Consider the following 15142-nt stretch of genomic DNA (forward strand, 5'->3'; position numbering starts at 1 on the left):
CCTTCGATGACGAAGGTCGCATGGGGCAAAAACAATCTGCCGGCAGAGGAGCGAGCAATGAGCGATCAGGTGTCCACCATCGCAATGGCAGATACGGCGAAGCCTTCCGGCGTGCGCTGGAAGATCTTCCTGCTGATGCTGTTCCTGATCTCGATCAACTATATTGATCGCGCCTCGCTCTCGGTCGCGATGCCTGTGATCGCCAAGGAGTTCGACATCGATCCGGCAATGCAGGGCTTGATCCTGAGCTCGTTCTTTTGGACCTACGCGCTGATGCAGGTGCCGGGCGGCATGCTCGCCGATCGCTTCAAGCCGCGGATCGTGATCGCGCTCGCGACGCTGTTCTGGGGCTTCTTCCAGGCGCTGGCGGCGCTGTCCACCAGCTGGATGCTGCTGCTGCTGACCCGGCTCGGGCTCGGCGCGTCGGAAGCGCCGATCTATCCGGCCGGCGGCAAGCTCAACGCGATCTGGATGACGCAGACCGAACGCGGCCGCGGCGCCACCCTGCTGGACGGCGGCGCGCCGCTCGGTGCAGCGCTCGGCTCGATCGTGATCGCCTGGCTGATGGCGGCGTTCAGCTCCTGGCGCGTCGCCTTCGTCGTCGCGGGCATCGGAACCATGCTGTGCGGCCTGTGGGCCTGGTACTACATCCGCAACGCGCCGCGCGAGCATCCGTCGGTCAATGAAGCCGAGGCGCGCTATCTCGAGGAGGCGCATGCGATCGAGGACGCCGCGACGCCGCCGTCGTCGGGCGCGAGCGGGATGGCGTATTTCCGCTTCCGCTCGGTCTGGTGCATGTGCCTGGGCTGGATGTTCTTCAACACCACGTTTTATGGCCTGCTGACCTGGATGCCGACCTATTTGTTCAAGGTGCACGGCTTCGACATCAAGGCGCTCGGCGGCGCATCCTTCATCATCTTCTTCGCAGGCTTCGTCGGCGAACTGGTCGGCGGCTGGATCGGCGACGGCTGGCGCGCGCGGGGCGGGGCGCCCAACACCGTGTTCCGCACCCTATTCGGCATCGCGGCGATCATGGCGACCGTGTCGATCTTCCTCGTCGCCTACGTCACCAACGCGGTCGTGGTCGTGGTGCTGCTGTCGACGACGCTGTTCTTCCTGCGCTGGTGCGGCATGTACTGGGCGATCCCGTCGGCGCTGGCGGGCCGCGGCAAGTCCGGCTTCCTCGGCGGCTGCATGAATCTCGGCGGCAATATCGCCGGCATCACGACACCCTTGATCGTCGGCTTCATCGTGCAGGCCACCGGCTCCTACTTCCTCGCTTTGATGTATTTCGCCGCCGCCGGAATTGCGCTGTTGATCTGCTCGACCCTGATCGATTACAGCCGCAAGCTCCCGGTCTAGAACTGATACGGCCGAATCCTTACGAGGGCTCGGCCGCTTGATGAGGTCCGCCAATGACACGTCCCGTCCGGCTCGGCATGCTGACGCCGTCGTCGAATACCGCACTGGAGCCGATCACCTGCGCGATGCTGACAGGCGTCGAGGATGTCTCGGCGCATTTCTCGCGCTTCAAGGTGACGCAGATCGCGCTGTCGGAACAGGCGCTGCGCCAGTTCGACGCCAGCGAGATTCTGCGCGCGGCAGAGTTGCTGGCGCATGCCAAGGTCGACGTCATCGCCTGGAACGGCACCTCGGCAAGCTGGCTCGGCTTTGACCGCGACGAGAGCCTGTGCGAGCAGATCACTGCGGCAACCGGGATCAAGGCCTGCACCACGGTGCTCGCCTATCGCGACCTGCTGCGGCGGATCGGCGCCAGGCGCATCGGGCTGGTGACGCCGTATCGCAGGGATGTGCAGGACAGGATCATCGCCAACTGGAATTCGGCTGGGCTGCATTGTTTTGCCGAGCGGCATCTCGCGCTGCAGGACAATTTCTCCTTTGCCGAGGTCAGCGAGGTCGAGGTCGCGGGCCTGATCGAGCAGGTGGTGCGCGAAGGCTGCGATGCCGCCGTCGTGCTCTGCACCAACATGCGCGGCGCGGGCGCTGCCGAACGGCTGGAGCGCGGTTTCGGCGTGCCGGTGCTGGATTCGATTGCGGTGACGCTGTGGGCGTGTCTCACGGCTGCGGGCTGCGATCCGTCACGCGTGCACGGCTGGGGCAGCCTGTTCACCAACCCCGATCTGCGCGCAGCGACCGCGATCCCCGATCATGACGATAAAGGCGTGCGGTGACTGAAGCCAAAACCAAAGCCAAGACCACCAGACGCAGCAAGGAACCCAAGCGCGCCATCACGGCGCAGCAGCGGCGACGTCTGCGCGTGCCGCGGGTTGGACTGCACGAGCAGGCGGCGGCGCGGCTGCGCACCATGATCGTGCGCGGCGAGCTGGCGCCGGGACAGTCGCTGGGGGAGGCGGACCTGTCGGATGCGCTGGGTATTTCGCGCACCCCGCTGCGCGAGGCGCTGAAGCAGTTGGCGAACGAGGGTCTGGTTGAACTGCGGCTCAACCACAGTGCGGTGGTGGCGCCGTTCCGCCGCGCCGAGCTGACCGAATTGTTCGAGGCGGTCAGCGGCATCGAGCGCTGCGCTGCCGAGCTCGCCGCGCTGCGCATGGAGGATGCCGACTTCGAGCGGCTCGACGCGCTGCAGGACAAGATCGAGTGGCATCACCGCCGCGGCGAGCTGCGCGACTATTTCCAGGCCAACCAGCAGATCCATTCGGCGATCGTCGGCTTCGCCCGCAACGCGGTGCTGAAGGCGACGCACGAGGCGCTGCTGGCGCGGGCCGAGCGCGCGCGCTTCTTCGCGCTCTCGGTGCTCGGGCGCTGGGATGAATCGGTGCGCGAGCACCAGGATATCCTGGCCGCGCTCAGGCGCCGCGACGCGGCGCGGGCCGGGCAGATGCTGGCCCACCATGTGCGCCGCACCGGCGAGATCGTCGCCGAGACGCTGGATGGCAAGGGAGATGAGGCCGCGGCTGTGGACGCTCCCGCAAAGCCGCGCGGCCGCAAGACGAGGAACGTTGCGCCATGAAGATCCTGCTGCTCAATCCCAACACGACCGCGGCGGTCACGGATTTGCTCCATGCCGCCGGCAGCAAGGCGGCGTCGGCCGGCACCGAGCTCGTGCCTGCGACCGCCTCGCGCGGCGTACCTTATATCGCGACTCGCGCCGAGGCCCAGATCGGCGGCGCGATCGCGCTGGAGATGCTGGCCGAGGCCGGCCCCGGCATCGATGCCGCCATCATCGCCGCGTTCGGCGATCCCGGCCTGTTCGGCGCGCGCGAGCTGTTCGCGTTTCCGGTGGTGGGATTGGCGGAGGCCGCGATGCTCACCGCCTGCATGCTCGGCCGGCGGTTCTCCATCGTGACCTTCGCCGGCGCGCTGGCGCCCTGGTACGAGGAGTGCGTCGCCATGCACGGGCTGAGTTCACGCTGCGCCGGCATCCGCACGCTCGACGGTGGCTTCCAGTCGATCTCCGACGTGCAGGCCGAGAAGGAAGAGCTGCTGGTCGCGCTCGCGAACCGGGCGGTCGAACAGGACGGCGCCGACGTCGTCATTCTGTCAGGCGCGCCGCTCGCAGGCCTTGCCGCAAAGGTCCGCGACCGCATTCCGGTGCCCGTGGTCGATCCCGTTGCGGCCGCCGTGCGCCAGGCGGAGACGCTTGCCGTGCTCAAGCCGCGCAAGGCGGTCGCCGGCACCTTCCGGCGGCCTGATCCGAAACCGACGCTCGGGCTGGCGGAGCCGCTTGCTGCCATCATCGAACATCGCTCGCCGAAAGAGGGGACGGACTGATGTCCTTCGACACCATCATCCGCGGCGGCACCGTCGTCACCGCTGCCGACACCTTTGCCTGCGACGTCGGAATCCGTGACGGCAAGATCACGGCGCTCGGCCACGATCTCGGCGATGCGGTCACGATCATCGACGCCACCGACCGGCTCGTGCTGCCGGGCGGCATCGACAGCCACGTCCACTTCGCCCAGCCGTCAGGCGACGGCATCGTGATGGCCGACGGCTTCGCCAGCGGCACCCGCTCGGCGGCGTTCGGCGGCAACACCACCGTGCTGCCGTTCTGCCTGCAGGAGAAGGGCCAGACGCTGCGCGAGGCGCTCAAGCACTACCATTCGCTGGCCGACGGCGAATGCCATGTCGACGTCGCCTTCCATCTGATCGTCACCGACCCGACCGAGCACGTGCTAGGCCAGGAGTTGCCGGCGCTGGTCGAGGACGGCTACACCTCGCTCAAGGTCTTCATGACGTATGAGGGGATGGCGCTGTCGGATCGCGAGCTGCTCGAGACCATGTCGGTCGCGCGCGAGACCGGCGCGATGCTGATGGTGCATGCGGAAAACTTCGACGCCATCCGCTTCCTGACCGACCGGCTGGAACGCGCCGGCAACACCGCGCCGCGCTTCCACGCGACCTCGCGGCCGATTCCGGTCGAGCGCGAGGCGACGCACCGCGCGATTTCGCTGTCCGAGCTCGTCGATGTGCCGATCATGATCGTGCATGTCTCGAACCGCGAGGCGATGGACGAGATCCGGCGCGCGCAGCAGCGGGGCTTGCGGGTGATGGGCGAAACCTGCCCGCAATATCTGATGCTGACCGAAAAGGATCTCGATCAGCTCAACATGGAGGGCGCAAAGTACGTCTGCTCGCCGCCGCCGCGCGATGTCGCGAGCCAGCAGGCCTGCTGGGAAGGCCTGCAGCAGAAGGTGTTCTCAGTGTTCTCGTCGGACCATTGCCCATTCCGCTACGACGACCCGCAAGGCAAGCTCGCGCCGAAGGGGCGCACCAGCTTCCGCTGGGTGCCGAACGGCATCCCGGGTGTGGCGACACGGCTGCCGATCCTGTTCTCCGAAGGCGTCGTGAAGGGCCGCATCGACCTCAACAGCTTCGTCGCCTTCAGCGCCACCAATCACGCCAAGATCTACGGCCTCTATCCGCGCAAGGGCACCATCGCGGTCGGCTCGGATGCCGACATCGCGCTGTGGGACCCAAAGCGCAAGGTGACGATCCGCCACGACCTGATCCATGACGGCTCGGACTACACGCCCTATGAGGGGCTCGAGGTCACCGGCTGGCCGGTGCTGACCATGGTGCGCGGCAAGGTGGTCGTCGACGACGGCACCCTTGTCGGCAGCAAGGACCACGGCACATATTTGCCGCGCGCCAAACCTCCAGCGGGGGCAACCATCCCGTAACACCCAAAGTAACCCGTATTACCCAAAGCAAGAAGGCAGGAGACCACCATGCCCTACGCGACAACAGACGACGGCGTGCGGCTCTATTTCGAGGAAACCGGATCCGGCCATCCGGTGATCCTGGTCCATGAATTCGCCGGCGACCTGCGCAGCTACGAGCCGCAGATGCGGCATTTCGGCAAGCGCTTCCGCACCATCGCCTACAATGCGCGCGGCTTTCCGCCGTCTGACGTGCCCGAGCAGGTCTCATCCTATTCGCAGGCGCGCGCCGCCGACGATATCCTTGCCGTGCTCGATCATATCGGCGCGCCGAAGGCGCATATCATCGGCCTCTCGATGGGCGGCTTTGCAACGCTGCATTTCGGCATCCGGCATCCGGCGCGCGCCTTATCGCTGTGCGTCGGCGGCTGCGGCTATGGCGCCGAGCTCGACAAGCGCGAGACGTTTCGCGCTGAGGCCGACGTGATCGCGGGCATGATCCGCAAGGAAGGCATGCCGGCGTTCGCCGAGCGTTACGCCTACGGCCCGACGCGCGTGCAGTACGAGAACAAGGATCCGCGCGGCCACGCCGAATTCAAGGCCATGCTGGCCGAGCACTCGGCGGTGGGATCGGCCAACACCCAGCAGGGCGTCCAGAAGGAGCGTCCCTCGCTCTACACGCTGGTCGACGAGATGAAGCGCATCACCGTGCCGACGCTGATCATCACCGGCGACGAGGATTGGCCATGCCTGCTGCCGGGCATCCTGATGAAGCAGAGCATCCCGTCGGCCGCGCTCGCGGTGATGCCGAACTGCGGTCACGCCATCAACGTCGAGGAACCCGACGAATACAACCGGATCGTCGGCGAATTCCTGGCGCAGGTCGAAAGCGGCCGCTGGCCGCAGCGCGATCCGCGAGCCGTCAGCGCCTCGATCACGGGGATGAAGGACTAGGCTCGGGGCGCAATTGCCCCGTGCTCAAATGCTCGTGCGCAATCAGCCAACCGGATTGCTCTTTGCGAAAGACTCTGGTTCCTCGGCCATCTCCGCCGATGTTCTCGCCGCGGACCCTGCCGGTCCATGCGAAGCTGTAGATGACGGCGGCCGAGGTGTCGGATTGCGTGACCCAGATCGATTCCAGGGTCGCGTAGTTGTAGTCATCGACCAGCTTCCAATTGGCCTGCATTGTGGAGGAGAAGGCGTCCCTGCCGCATATTGCCGTTCCGTTGCTGTAGAACAGCACGACGTCATCGGTGAGAAATGTCAGCGCGGAATGGATGTCCCTCTCGATCAACGATGCAGTAAAATCGGCCATGCAAGTCTGTGGCGTGTTTGCGGGCATGTCTGCTCTCTGTTCTCAGATTGCGATGGGAGAAAATCGGCGCAATGCGGCGAGATCCTCGGTGATCCCGAGACCGCTTCCCTGATTGGCCTCGGTGACCAAGGTGACGCATTCGTCTTATGTAGCGGTCTCCGTTCCTACGCTCGACTCTCCGCGGCCCAGATCACGGCGTCGGCGCCGGCGGGGATACGCATCGGGCTCGACGGATCGGTCACCGCGCGCCACACCGCTTCGGCAACGTCCTGCGCGGTGGTGACCGGCCCCGGTTCCCCGAATCTTGCGAAGACGCTCTGCACGAGCTCGGCATAGGCCGCGTGATCGAGGCCCTGCGCGCGGGCGCGTGCAGTATCGCCGAAGCGGGTCTCCGGCGAACGGCCCGGCAGCACCAGGCACGCGCGCACGCCGAACTGCGCGAGCTCCAGCGCCATCGACTCGGTGAATGCGTTCACCGCTGCCTTGGTCGCGGTGTAGGACGCGATCAGAGGGATCGATCTCAACGTCACGCTCGAGGTGACGTTGACGACAACGCCGGTCCTGCGTTGCCTGAACTGCGGCAGCACTGCCTGGGTGACGGCCATCGTGCCAAATGTGTTGGTCTCGAACAGCTCGCGGATCGTTGCCATCGGCGTGGCTTCGAATGGCGACGCTGCGCCGAAGCCTGCGTTGTTGACGAGGGCATCGATCGGTCCCGCGGCCTCGACGGCGCGATGGATGCTGTCGGGATCGGTGACGTCGAGCGCGAGCACGCGCAGATGCGCCGAACGCGGCAGCACCTCCTCGCGCGGCGTGCGCATCGTCGCGATGACCTTCCAGTCGCGGTCGAGAAAGTATTTCGCGGTTTCAAGTCCGAAGCCGGACGAGCATCCGGTGATCAAGATGGTGTTCATGGGGGCTCTTGGAAGTGATTTGACTGACACAGACGATAGGTGTCAGTGGCCGGACTCTCTATGTTTGAAAGTCCAAGAGTCATTTGCAGGAGTCCGGACATGATCGATCCGCTTGCGGAGGTCGTTACGCTGCTGCAGCCAAGTGCCCGGTTCTCGAAGGCCGTGGTCGGCGCCGGGGCGTGGCATGTCCGCCGTTCCGATGCCGGACAGCCGTTTTATTGCGTGGTCCTCGAGGGCGGGTGCCGGCTTGAGGTCGACGATTACGAAGCGATCGAGCTAAAGGCGGGCGACTTCATTCTGGTCCCCGCGGCCTATGACGTCGCGATGTCGAGCCTCGCGCGGTTTTCCGAGCCGACCGCCGAAACACGTCCCGTCGCGCTCGCCACCGGAGAGTTCAGGATCGGAGACCAGGACGGTCCAACCGATCTGCGGATGCTGATCGGCCATTGCAGCTTCGGCTCGGCGGACGCGAACCTGCTGGTGTCGCTGCTTCCCCAACTGGTGCATGTGCGCGGCGAACCGCGGCTCGCCACCCTGATGCAGTTCGTCCGGGACGAATTCTGCGAGAGGCGCCCGGCGCGCGATGTGATCCTGGCCCGCCTGCTCGAGGTTCTCCTGATCGAGGCGTTGCGCTCGACGGCGGGCACCGCGGCGTCGCCGGGTCTCGTGCGCGGGCTCGCCGACGAGCGTCTCGCTGTTGCGATCCGCCGGATGCATGAGAGCCCGACGCGGGCGTGGACGGTCGCGCAACTGGCGAAGGAGGCGGCGCTGTCGCGTTCGGCATTCTTCGACCGGTTCAGCCGCGCTGTCGGCGTCGCACCGATGGAGTATCTGCTGGCCTGGCGCATGGCGATGGCCAAGAACATGCTCCGGCAGAATGAAAGCGGCATCGCCGAAATCGCCGAACGCGTCGGCTACGGTTCAGCGAGCGCGTTCAGCGTCGCGTTCACCCGCCATGTCGGATTGTCGCCGACGCAATATGCGCGGGAGCAGATCGCGCCGTGACGCGCGTGCTGGCGTCATCGAGATAGAGATCAATCCAACATCCTTCGCAAGCGCTGCAGCCGACGCGTGAATCGGACGCGCGATGATGAATCGTTGTGATGAAACTTACACAGGGCTGTCATCGGCGATGGATAACTTGTCGCACGTCGACGTCATAAATCCTTAAAAAATGGGGCAAGAAGTGAAGGCGAAATTCCTTTCAACGGTCGGAGTCTGCCTGGTTGCTGCTGCTGCAGTTGTGTGCAGCGCCGCCGCTCACGACGATGATAGAGATCACGATCATCGTCATCCGCACGACATCCACACCGCAACGCCGATCAAGCATCTCGTCGTGATCTTCAACGAGAACCGCTCGTTCGATCACTATTTCGCAACCTACCCGAATGCGGCCAATCCGACCGGCTCGATTCCGTTCACGGCCAAGCCGCATACGCCGAAGGTCAACAACCTCGTTAGCGCCAATCTGTTGACCAACAACCCGAACACCAATCCGGCCAACGGCACCGGCGCGACCAATCCGTTCCGCCTCGACCGCACCCAGGCCAACACGCGCTCGCAAAACCACGCCTATACGCCCGAGCAGCAGGCGGTCGACAACGGCAACGAAGACCTGTTTCCGAAATTCACCGGTCGCGGCACCGCCGGCGGCGTCGGCGCCTTCGGCACCAACGGGCAGGTGATGGGCTATTTCGACGGCAACACCGTCACCGCGTTCTGGAATTACGCCCAGAACTTCGCGATGAGCGACAACAACTGGACCGACACCTTCGGTCCGTCGACGCCCGGCGCGCTCGAGGTGATTTCCGGCCAGACCAACGGTGCGCAGAACATCGTCGGCACCTCATCGTCGATCGCCGACGGCCAGGGCGGCCTGACGCTGATCGGTGATACCGATCCTGCCTACGATTCCTGCTCGAGCACGACCAGCCAGGTCCTGATGACCAGCAAGAACATCGGCGACCTGCTCAACGCCGAGCACATCAGCTGGGGCAGCTTCATGGGCGGCTTCGACCTGACGCTCAAGAACAGCAACGGCACCACCAACTGCGCCCGCAGCACGTTCTCGAGCAACGTCAACGGCAGCATCGTGGACTACATCCCGCACCACGCCTGGTTCCAGTACTACAAGTCGACCGCCAACCCGACCCATGCGCGGCCGAGCTCGGTGAGCGCCGTGGGCCACACCTACGTGCCCGGCAGCAAGACGCTTGATCCGGCCAATCATGCCTACGATCTCGAAGACTTCTACGCTTCGGTGAAGGCCGGCAACTTCCCGGCGGTCTCCTACATCAAGATGCCGGCCTATCAGGACGGTCATCCCGGCAACTCCGATCCGCTCGACGAGCAGGTGGGCAATGTCGAGCTGATCAACTTCCTGCAGAAGCAGAAGGAGTGGCGCGACACCGCGGTCATCATCACCTATGACGACTCCGACGGCTGGTACGACCACCAGTACACGGCGCCGATCAGTGCCTCGTATGATCCGACCGCCGACCAGGTCAACGGTCCCGGCCAGTGCGGCCGCGGCATCGGCAAGCAGACGCAGCCGAATGGCCTGAACGGCCAGCCGGTGAACGGCCGCTGCGGTCCCGGCACGCGGACCCCGTTCATTGTGATCTCGCCTTACGCCAAGAAGAACTTCGTCAGCCACACCCGCATCTCGCAGGCGTCGGTCGTGCGCTTCATCGAAGACAACTGGCTGCACGGCCAGCGTCTCGGCGGCGGCGCGTTCGACGACAGCGTCGAATCGATCACGGACATGTTCGATTTCGATCATGGCCACGATCACGACCACGACGGCGACGATCAGCAGAAGCTGTTCCTCGATCCGACGGCCGGCACGGTCATCGTCAGCCCGTCTGACGATCATCACCATCACTAACGCTCTGGGATCACTGGACGTCATATGAACGGCCGCATGTTGTGGCTTCTCGGCGCCGGCCTGCTCTGCATGGCCGGCGCCGTTGCGGCAGTCGAGACCCAAGTACTAGCGGGGACAAATCCGAACCCGGTGCAGCTCAGGCGCCCGCCGGTCGCCCCGCTGTCCGGCATGGCGCAGCTTGGCCAGAAGATCTTCTTCGACGCGTCGCTGTCGTCGTCGGGCGCATTGTCCTGCGCCTCCTGTCACAGTCCGGACCACGCCTACGGACCGCCCAACGATGCGGCGGTGATGTTCGGCGGCCCCGCGCAATCGCGGCAGGGAACGCGCGCCGTTCCGGGACTGACCTATCTGGAACGCCAGCCGAATTTCAGCATCGGACCGGAGAAGGACGAGGACGACAATCTCGTCGACTTCGCGCAACTGGCCGCGGCAGGTCAGCAGGCTGCGCGTGCGAAGAAGGTCGCGACCGGGACCGCGGCGTCGGCGGTCAACATCGTGCCGCAGGGCGGACTGTTCTGGGACGGCCGCGCCGATACGCTGCAGGACCAGGCGATCTTCCCGCTGCTCGATCCCAATGAGATGGACGGCGGCAGCATCGAGGTGGTGGCGCAGAAACTGCGCCGGGCGAGCTACGCCCCGCGCTTTGCCGAACTGTTCGGCGCTCAGGTCTTCGACAATATGCGGCTGCTGGTCGCCGAGGCGATGTTCGCGGTCGCGCGCTATCAGGTCGAGGAGCCGAGCTTCCATCCCTACACCAGCAAGTTCGACTACTGGCTGGAAGGCAAAGCGCGGCTGAGCGAGAGCGAGCTGCGCGGCCTGCAATTGTTCAACGATCCGGACAAGGCCAATTGCGGCGGCTGCCACACCTCGGCGCCGACCCGCGACGGCCTGCCGCCGCTGTTCACCGACCATCAGTATGAGGCGCTCGGCGCGCCGCGTAACGCCGCGCTCGCCAGCAACCGCGATCCCAACTATTTCGATCTCGGGGTCTGCGGCCCGTATCGCACCGACATTGCCGAGCAGACGCAATATTGCGGGATGTTTCTGACGCCGACCTTGCGCAACACCGCAACCCGCCGCGTGTTCTTCCACAACGGCGTCTTCACGAGCCTCGAGCAGGTGCTCGATTTCTATAACTTCCGCGATACCAATCCGGAGAAAGTTTACCCCCGTGCAGCTGACGGTACGGTGCGGAAATACGACGACCTGCCGGAAAAGCATCACGGCAATGTCGACGTCGCCGATCCGCCGTTCGAGCGCCATCTCGGCGACACGCCTGCGATGACCGCACAGGACGAAGCCGACATCATCGCCTTCCTGAAGACGCTCACTGACGGTTACCAGCCGGAACGGTGAGCGGTCGCGACGGCTCATCGCGGAACCCATGCGTGAGTTGGCAGGTCCTCGTCGTGCGCGCATAATGGGCGTATGAATGTGGTCGAAGGCAACGGTGCCAGAATTCCCGCGATCGGGCTCGGCACATGGGAGCTGCGCGGGCGGACCTGCGCCCGTATCGTCGAGCAGGCGCTGCGGCTCGGTTATCGGCACATCGACACCGCCCAGATCTATGACAATGAGCGCGAGGTCGGCGAGGGGCTGCGTGCCTCCGGCATCAAGCGCGACGATGTGTTCCTGACCACCAAGGTCTGGACCACACATTTCATGGCGAGGGATCTCGAACGTTCCGCCAAAGAGAGCCTGGCGCGGTTGCGTCTGACCGAGGTCGATCTGTTGCTGCTGCACTGGCCGCATCCGCACGTGCCGCTTGCCGAGACGCTCGGCGCGCTGGCGCGGGTCAAGCAGGCGGGACTGGCGCGGCATATCGGGGTCTCGAACTTCAACGTGGCGCTGATCGAGGAGGCGGTGGCGGCGTGCCCCGAGCCGCTCGCCTGCGATCAGGTCGAGTACCATCCTTATCTGGGCCAGGGTGACGTGATCGAGGCGTGCACGCGCCATGGCATGGCGTTCGTCGCCTACAGCCCGATCGCGAAGGGACGCGTCAAGGGCGACCGCGCGCTGGCGCGGATCGGCGACCGTTATCGCAAGACGGCTGCCCAGGTCTGCCTGCGCTGGCTGGTGCAGCAGAATGTCTCCGCGATTCCGCGCACCTCGAAGCTCGAGCGGCTCCAGGAAAATCTGGACATCTTCGACTTCGAGTTGTCGGATGAGGACATGCGCGAGATTTCGGCAATCGGGAGCGCGGCCGCGCGCTAACGGCCCACCTAACGGCGCATCTGAACGCCCATGGTGCATTGGGTCCTTGCCTGCGAATCGCTGCGCGGAAAATGGCTGGGCAGCGGTCCGGATCATGCTATTGCGGCGCTTGCCGATTGCGGTTTTGCATCGAATGGGGATTGAGGCAGGCGGGTTCCACCCGGTATTGTGGCCGGCGGGGAGACGACACTGATGTGATCGAGTGGGATGAAGTTTCGGCCAAACGCGGATCTGATGGCATCGGTGTTCGTGCACCTGATGCTGCTCGCGCTGATTTTCCTGTATTCGGAGGTGCATCAGTTCGATCCGGTCGCCGCTGACACGGTGCCGGTCGAGATCGTGACGCCGCAGGAGGTCGCCAGGAGCGAGATCACAAGCGAGGTCAAGCCCGATCCAGTGCCGAGCCCGTCGCCGACGCCCGAGCTGCAGTTGCCGTCGCTCGACAAGCCGGTCGACACCGCCAAATCCGAACCACCGGCGCAAGCCCCGGCACCACAGCCGCAACAGGCCCAGCAGCAACCGCCGCAGAAGCAGGCGACGCCGCCGGAGCCCAAGCCCAGCCCGGCTCCGCAACATGCCGCGGTCGAGCCGCCGGCACCACAGGCGCCGGCACCGCAGACGCCGCCGATGCCCCAGCCAATGGCGCAGCAAGCGGCGCCGCCGTCGCAACCTGCCTATGCGCAGCCCGAGCCTGACCTGTCCGTCAAATACAATGTCATGCTCGGTTTGCCGCCCGACATTCCCGTCAAGCTGCCGGCTGAAGCGCCGCACGGCCCCGGTCCGGGCAAGGACAATTTCGACGCTGCGGCCACCGAGCAGGCCGACGTCGGCTCCAGCGTGGTCGCCGAGTTCCGCCGTCATCTGAAGAGCTGCATGAAGCTCCCGGCGACGCTGAGCACCGGCGATGACGTCAGGATCAAGCTCAGGGTGTTCATGAAGCCCGACGGCAAGCTCGGCGCATCGCCGTTGCTGATCGAAGCCACCGCATCGGAAAAGGGGCCGCTGCTGCTCAAGAGCGCGACCGAGGCGCTGCAGGCCTGCCAGCCCTATGCGATGCTGCCGCGGGATCGCTATGGCGAATGGAAGGTGCTCGACCTCGACTTCACGCCGCGCGATTTTGCGTCGTGAGCGGAGGCAAGTCTCAGCTTCCCATCGCCTGCCAGGCATTCGAGGCGAACTGCCGGCGCCAGATCACGATGACGACCGCGGCGGTGGTGGCGAACAGCACCCAGGGGCTGAGGAACCAGCCGAGATAGCCGAGCGCGAAGAAGAACGCGCGCTGGCCGCGATTGAAGTGCCGGCCCGCGGTCTCGAACAGCCGCGTGGTGCGGATCACATGCGCCTCGGCTTCCGGTGTATCGCGCTGGCCGGCCGGCGGCATCGCGCCGAACAGGATCGCGACATAGTTGAACAGGCGATAGGCCCAGGCGAATTTGAAGAACGTGTAGATAAAGATCAGGATCAGCCCGATGCACTTGATCTCCCACAGTGCGGGCGAGGGCGTGAGGTTGACTGGCAATGCGCCGAGCACCGCGAGCGCGTCACTGGTCGCGCGCAGCAGCGCCAGCGCGCCGCCGATCGCGATCAGGCTGGTGGAGGCAAAGAACGCGGTGCCGTTCTGCAGGCTGGCCATGATCTGCATGTCGACCATCCGCGCATCGCGGTTGAGCAGATTCCGCACCCAGATCTCGCGATAGACATGCATCCGCGCCGACAGGCCGTCGCGTCCGTAGGCGGTGTGCTCCAGCGTGATGGCGTAGACCAGCCATTCCAGCGCAAAGAAGCCGACGGCCAGGATGTCGACCCAATAGCCGGTCATTGGTGCCTTCCTTCGTCAATGCGCGGCGGCGGGTCCGCGCCGCGCTGCATCCCGCGTCATGTACAGGTTGAACGCGTGCAATGCACTATGGCAAACTGACGTGGCAACAGGATTCACAGGCATGCTCAAGCTCGTCATCGGCAACAAGAACTATTCGTCATGGTCGATGCGGCCCTGGCTGGCGCTGCGCGCCAACGACATCCCGTTCGAGGAAATCTTCGTTCCGCTCTACACCGATCAGGCCGACAAGGACCGCATCCTCTCTTTCAGCAAGGCCGGCAAGGTACCGACGCTGATCGACGGCGACGTCACGGTGTGGGACTCGCTGGCGATCATCGAATATCTCGCCGAGAAGTTTCCCGAGGCCAAGCTCTGGCCGTCGGATCGCGCCGCGCGCGCGCATGCCCGTGCGATCTCGGCGGAGATGCACTCCGGCTTCGTGCCGCTGCGCAGCGAATGCGGCATGAACCTGCACCGGCCGATCCGCGCCGTCGCGCTGTCGGACGATGCGCGGGCCAATGTGGCGCGGATCGAGGAGATCTGGGCCGATTGCCACGCGCGCTACGGCAAGCAGGGTCCGTTCCTGTTCGGGGCATTCTCCGGGGCGGACGCGATGTACGCGCCCGTGGTGCATCGCTTCCGCACCTACGCGATCCCGGTCAAGGCCGAGGCGCAGCATTATGTCGATGCGATGATGTCGCTTCCGGCATTCCAGCAATGGACCCGCGACGGCCTGGCCGAGACGCTGGTGATCGACCGATTCGAGGACGCCTGACCGTTGCTGCGCTGCCGAATTGTGACAGCGGCGGCAAAGATCGCGGCTTGACGCCGCGGGGCCGAAGGCGTCGA

At 65.2% G+C, this 15142-nt stretch carries 15 protein-coding genes; 12 read left to right on the forward strand and 3 right to left on the reverse strand.

Translation table 11 applies throughout. From position 1 onward, the window contains the following. Nucleotides 1-57 precede the first annotated feature (57 nt). Genes AAFG07_RS19110 through AAFG07_RS19135 form a run of 6 tightly spaced genes read left to right on the forward strand, consistent with a single transcriptional unit; the run spans nt 58 to nt 6098 of the window. Nucleotides 58-1362 carry an MFS transporter gene (locus tag AAFG07_RS19110; RefSeq protein WP_342728600.1) on the forward strand — a complete coding sequence of 435 codons (1305 nt, stop codon included), beginning with the start codon at nt 58-60 and terminating at the stop codon, nt 1360-1362. Nucleotides 1363-1415: 53 nt separating this feature from the next. Beyond that, nucleotides 1416-2192, forward strand: a complete 777-nt coding sequence (locus AAFG07_RS19115; RefSeq protein WP_342728601.1) for an aspartate/glutamate racemase family protein — start codon at nt 1416-1418, stop codon at nt 2190-2192. After that, complete coding sequence (locus AAFG07_RS19120) at nt 2189-2992, forward strand: GntR family transcriptional regulator (RefSeq protein ID WP_342728602.1); 804 nt, start codon at nt 2189-2191, stop codon at nt 2990-2992. Before AAFG07_RS19115 ends, AAFG07_RS19120 begins: the two co-directional genes overlap by 4 nt. Then, complete coding sequence (locus tag AAFG07_RS19125) at nt 2989-3753, forward strand: aspartate/glutamate racemase family protein (protein WP_342728603.1); 765 nt, start codon at nt 2989-2991, stop codon at nt 3751-3753. Before AAFG07_RS19120 ends, AAFG07_RS19125 begins: the two co-directional genes overlap by 4 nt. Beyond that, nucleotides 3753-5165, forward strand: a complete 1413-nt coding sequence (gene hydA, locus AAFG07_RS19130) for a dihydropyrimidinase (protein ID WP_342728604.1) — start codon at nt 3753-3755, stop codon at nt 5163-5165. The genes AAFG07_RS19125 and hydA overlap by 1 nt, the downstream gene beginning before the upstream one ends. A gap of 48 nt (nt 5166-5213) precedes the next feature. Continuing rightward, nucleotides 5214-6098: an alpha/beta hydrolase gene (locus tag AAFG07_RS19135; protein ID WP_342728605.1), complete on the forward strand. Its 885-nt coding sequence runs from the start codon at nt 5214-5216 to the stop codon at nt 6096-6098. Here the strand turns inward: AAFG07_RS19135 and AAFG07_RS19140 are convergent. Beyond that, complete coding sequence (locus AAFG07_RS19140) at nt 6079-6459, reverse strand: nuclear transport factor 2 family protein (protein ID WP_342728606.1); 381 nt, start codon at nt 6457-6459, stop codon at nt 6079-6081. The genes AAFG07_RS19135 and AAFG07_RS19140 overlap by 20 nt on opposite strands. Before the next feature lie 164 nt (nt 6460-6623). Next, nucleotides 6624-7373 carry an SDR family oxidoreductase gene (locus AAFG07_RS19145; RefSeq protein ID WP_342728607.1) on the reverse strand — a complete coding sequence of 250 codons (750 nt, stop codon included), beginning with the start codon at nt 7371-7373 and terminating at the stop codon, nt 6624-6626. Between the two features lie 99 nt (nt 7374-7472). Here AAFG07_RS19145 and AAFG07_RS19150 point away from each other — a divergent pair, with 99 nt between their 5' ends. The 5 genes from AAFG07_RS19150 to AAFG07_RS19170 all read left to right on the forward strand — a co-directional run bounded on the left by AAFG07_RS19150 (nt 7473) and on the right by AAFG07_RS19170 (nt 13602). Then, nucleotides 7473-8378: an AraC family transcriptional regulator gene (locus AAFG07_RS19150; protein ID WP_342728608.1), complete on the forward strand. Its 906-nt coding sequence runs from the start codon at nt 7473-7475 to the stop codon at nt 8376-8378. A 181-nt stretch (nt 8379-8559) separates the two neighbouring features. After that, nucleotides 8560-10260 carry an alkaline phosphatase family protein gene (locus AAFG07_RS19155; RefSeq protein ID WP_342728609.1) on the forward strand — a complete coding sequence of 567 codons (1701 nt, stop codon included), beginning with the start codon at nt 8560-8562 and terminating at the stop codon, nt 10258-10260. A gap of 36 nt (nt 10261-10296) precedes the next feature. Further along, nucleotides 10297-11616: a cytochrome c peroxidase gene (locus tag AAFG07_RS19160; protein WP_342728610.1), complete on the forward strand. Its 1320-nt coding sequence runs from the start codon at nt 10297-10299 to the stop codon at nt 11614-11616. 72 nt (nt 11617-11688) lie between these two features. After that, nucleotides 11689-12474, forward strand: coding sequence for an aldo/keto reductase (locus AAFG07_RS19165; RefSeq protein ID WP_342728611.1), 786 nt, complete (start codon nt 11689-11691; stop codon nt 12472-12474). 207 nt (nt 12475-12681) lie between these two features. Beyond that, nucleotides 12682-13602: a hypothetical protein gene (locus tag AAFG07_RS19170; RefSeq protein WP_342728612.1), complete on the forward strand. Its 921-nt coding sequence runs from the start codon at nt 12682-12684 to the stop codon at nt 13600-13602. 13 nt (nt 13603-13615) lie between these two features. On the opposite strand, the gene AAFG07_RS19175 is transcribed toward AAFG07_RS19170, so the two are convergent. Then, a complete protein-coding gene (locus tag AAFG07_RS19175) occupies nt 13616-14293 on the reverse strand; it encodes a DUF599 domain-containing protein (protein WP_342728613.1) in 678 nt (225 codons plus the stop codon). Between the two features lie 121 nt (nt 14294-14414). On the opposite strand from AAFG07_RS19175, the gene AAFG07_RS19180 reads away from it, so the two are divergent. Beyond that, on the forward strand, nt 14415-15068 hold the full coding sequence (locus tag AAFG07_RS19180) for a glutathione S-transferase family protein (RefSeq protein ID WP_342728614.1): 654 nt from the start codon (nt 14415-14417) through the stop codon (nt 15066-15068). Nucleotides 15069-15142: the final 74 nt, after the last annotated feature.

Origin of the sequence: Bradyrhizobium sp. B097 (assembly GCF_038957035.1) — a bacterium.
GTDB lineage: Bacteria > Pseudomonadota > Alphaproteobacteria > Rhizobiales > Xanthobacteraceae > Bradyrhizobium.

Excerpts from the sequence above, each read along its gene's own strand:
- AAFG07_RS19110 (WP_342728600.1), top strand. The coding sequence starts at position 58 with ATGAGCGATCAGGTGTCCACCATCGCAATGGCAGATACGGCGAAGCCT.
- AAFG07_RS19115 (WP_342728601.1), top strand. The coding sequence starts at position 1,416 with ATGACACGTCCCGTCCGGCTCGGCATGCTGACGCCGTCGTCGAATACC.
- AAFG07_RS19125 (WP_342728603.1), top strand. The coding sequence starts at position 2,989 with ATGAAGATCCTGCTGCTCAATCCCAACACGACCGCGGCGGTCACGGAT.
- hydA (WP_342728604.1), top strand. The coding sequence starts at position 3,753 with ATGTCCTTCGACACCATCATCCGCGGCGGCACCGTCGTCACCGCTGCC.
- AAFG07_RS19135 (WP_342728605.1), top strand. The coding sequence starts at position 5,214 with ATGCCCTACGCGACAACAGACGACGGCGTGCGGCTCTATTTCGAGGAA.
- AAFG07_RS19140 (WP_342728606.1), bottom strand. The coding sequence starts at position 6,459 with ATGGCCGATTTTACTGCATCGTTGATCGAGAGGGACATCCATTCCGCG.
- AAFG07_RS19145 (WP_342728607.1), bottom strand. The coding sequence starts at position 7,373 with ATGAACACCATCTTGATCACCGGATGCTCGTCCGGCTTCGGACTTGAA.
- AAFG07_RS19150 (WP_342728608.1), top strand. The coding sequence starts at position 7,473 with ATGATCGATCCGCTTGCGGAGGTCGTTACGCTGCTGCAGCCAAGTGCC.
- AAFG07_RS19160 (WP_342728610.1), top strand. The coding sequence starts at position 10,297 with ATGTTGTGGCTTCTCGGCGCCGGCCTGCTCTGCATGGCCGGCGCCGTT.
- AAFG07_RS19165 (WP_342728611.1), top strand. The coding sequence starts at position 11,689 with ATGAATGTGGTCGAAGGCAACGGTGCCAGAATTCCCGCGATCGGGCTC.
- AAFG07_RS19170 (WP_342728612.1), top strand. The coding sequence starts at position 12,682 with ATGAAGTTTCGGCCAAACGCGGATCTGATGGCATCGGTGTTCGTGCAC.
- AAFG07_RS19175 (WP_342728613.1), bottom strand. The coding sequence starts at position 14,293 with ATGACCGGCTATTGGGTCGACATCCTGGCCGTCGGCTTCTTTGCGCTG.
- AAFG07_RS19180 (WP_342728614.1), top strand. The coding sequence starts at position 14,415 with ATGCTCAAGCTCGTCATCGGCAACAAGAACTATTCGTCATGGTCGATG.